General features: G+C 66.4%; 3 protein-coding genes. All 3 read left to right on the forward strand.

The window, feature by feature from the left end:
• The coding region (locus ACFWJO_RS37665; protein ID WP_386872634.1) for an integrase core domain-containing protein at positions 1-306 on the forward strand (306 nt) is incomplete at its 5' end.
• Positions 307-770: 464 nt separating this feature from the next.
• Positions 771-2,192 carry a hemolysin family protein gene (locus ACFWJO_RS37670; RefSeq protein WP_101965474.1) on the forward strand — a complete coding sequence of 474 codons (1,422 nt, stop codon included), beginning with the start codon at positions 771-773 and terminating at the stop codon, positions 2,190-2,192.
• A gap of 26 nt (positions 2,193-2,218) precedes the next feature.
• A partial coding sequence (locus tag ACFWJO_RS37675; protein WP_386872637.1) for a CNNM domain-containing protein occupies positions 2,219-2,733 on the forward strand: 515 nt, incomplete at its 3' end.

The raw sequence follows: 2,733 nt of genomic DNA on the forward strand, positions 1-2,733 counted from the left end.
ACGGACAACGGCAACAACTACCGGGCCGTGGACTTCACCCGGAAGGTGGTCTCGCTCGGGGGCCGGCACCACCGGATCCGCCCCTACACCCCGCGCCATAACGGGAAGGTCGAACGGTACAACCGGCTGATGGTGGACGAGGTCCTCTACGCCCGCCCGTACTCCTCAGAGCAAGCTCGGCGTGAGGCCCTGCAGGTGTGGGTGAACCACTACAACTACCATCGGCCTCATACCTCCTGCGGAGACGCTCCTCCGGCCTCACTGGCACCGACCCGAGTCAACAACGTCATGCCCTCCTACATCTAGGGCGGGGTCTAGGATTTCACGACAAAACGTTTGTTGCGCCAGGGGTGCCTATGAAACCCGCCGTCAGCCGGACGTAGAACCTGTCGTCTGCGGAAAGCTCAGATCCGATCACCCACCTGATTAGCAGGCCTTAAAGCGTTACAAAAACCACGCCATTTAGCGCTGCGATTCACACCGTCTCTGACGTGATGGTCTCGTGGGCGGGCGGGGCGTGTAAAGGGGTATACCCGGCTGGACATCCTGGCGGGCAGATGCCCGATGTCGGCGGCGAGGCCACACCCCACCTTGCCCTGCGACCGGTTACCGGTGGTAATGTGCCGCCATTATTCATTCGACCCCTTATGGAGCCCCTGAATACATGAGCGACGGCCCAGCCGCCTGCCCTGGTGACAGTCCGAGCGTCACCCCCACCCCACCCCGCAGCTGGCGGGGTCGCCTGCACCTCGTGGGGAGGTGACTCAGGCATGGATCCAGTCCTGACACTGATCCTCGGATCCCTCATCATCCTGGCGATCATCGCCGCCAACGGCTTCTTCGTGGCCCAGGAATTCGCGTACATGTCTGTAGACCGCGTCCGCCTGCAGACCGCCGCCAAGGCCGGCGACCGCGCCGCCGCCCGCGCACTGCAGGTCACTCGCCGCACCTCCTTCATGCTCTCCGGCGCGCAGCTGGGGATCACGGTCACAGGCCTCATGGTGGGCTACGTGGCAGAGCCGATGGTGGGTGCGGCCCTGACCGAGTTGCTCGGCGGCACCGCACTGCCTTCTGAAGTGGTCATCGCCATCTCCACGCTGGGCGTACTGGTGGTGGCCACCCTGGTGCAGATGATCATCGGCGAGCTGTACCCCAAGAATTTGGCCATCGCCAACCCCGAGCCCCTGGCCCGCGCTCTGGCCCGGCCCACACAGATCTACCTCGGCCTGTTCGGCTGGCTCATCTGGGTCTTCGACAAGGCGGCCGAGGTGCTGCTCAAGCTCCTGCGCATCGAGCCAGTGCACGACGTCGACAGCACCGCCTCCGCCGAGGACCTGGACCGCATTGCCCTGGACTCCAGAGCTTCCGGATCCTTGCCCGCGGAGGTCTCCGTCCTGATCGACCGGGTGCTGGACTTCCCAGACCAGGACGTGCAGCACGCGATGGTGCCCCGCTCGCGTGTGGACGAGGTTCAGCCCCAGACCTCCCTGGCTCAGGTGCGCGACCTGATGGCCACCGGCCACACCCGCTACCCGGTGATCTCGAACGAACACGAACCGCTCGGGGTAGTCCACCTCACCGACCTGCTCGGTGAGACCCGGATGGCCCCGGACACCCCCGTGTCCGCCCTGATGCGCCCTGCACTGGTGCTGCCCACGATGATGTCCCTGCCCGACGCAGCCCGGGAGCTCGACGGCTCAGGGCAGCAGATGGCGTGCATCGTGGACGAGTTCGGCGGCTTCGTCGGCGTGCTCACAGTGGAAGACCTCGCGGAGGAGCTCGTGGGCGAGCTCACGGATGAGCACGACCTGCACCCCCAGGAGGAGATCACCGCCACAGGCCTGCACTCCTGGGTCCTGAGCGCAGAGGCCCACCTGGACGAGCTCGAGCGCCTCGTCGGGCACCCCCTGCCCGTGACCGAGGCCGAGTCCGCCGCCGGTCTGATCATCGACGCTCTGGGCCGTCTGCCCCGGGAAGGCGAGGTCATCAGGATCGACCTGCCCGAGGACCCACGAGACTTCGGGGCTGAGGAGGTCTACGACCGCCACCTGCAGGTCGAGGTCCTCTCCATCCAACGCAGGGTCCCGGCTCGACTGCGGATCCACCTCATCGAGGTGCCCCGCTCTGACACCGCCGGCAGCCATGCCGCCCACGAGGCCCAGCCCGACGCCACCACGGACGAGGAGCGATGATGCACGGTCCACTGATCGTCATGCTCGTGACCACAGCGCTGATCGTGCTCAGCGCGATCTTCGTCATCATGGAGTTCTCCCTGCTGGGCGCCCGCCGGCACCGGCTGGAGGCCGAGGCAGGACGCAGCCGCGCCGCACGGGCCGCTCTCAAGGGAGTCGACGAGCTGACCCTCATGCTCGCCGCAGCCCAGTTGGGCATCACCTTGTGCACCTTCGCCCTGGGAGCGATCACCAAGCCGGCCGTCGACGCATGGCTCGGCCCCGTCCTGGAGGACTGGGGCATCCCCGCAGCGGCAGCCGGAACCGCCTCCTTCGTCCTGTCCCTTCTGGCCGTGACCTTCCTTCACCTGGTCATCGGGGAGATGGCCCCCAAGTCCTGGGCCATTGCCCATCCCGAGACCGCAGCCAAAGCCGTGGCCGTGCCCGCACGCGCCTTCGTCTGGACCGTTCGCCCCCTGCGGCTACTGGCCCACAGCGCATCCAAACTCATCTCTATACCGGGCAACGTAAACCACGTAGCACAAGCAGCCATGAGCGACTA

It is taken from the genome of Streptomyces sp. NPDC127092, assembly GCF_042722475.1.
Taxonomy (GTDB): domain Bacteria; phylum Actinomycetota; class Actinomycetes; order Streptomycetales; family Streptomycetaceae; genus Streptomyces.

What these genes read in the sequence shown, in the direction of transcription:
- ACFWJO_RS37670 (WP_101965474.1), top strand. Translation starts at nt 771, where the DNA reads ATGGATCCAGTCCTGACACTGATCCTCGGATCCCTCATCATCCTGGCG.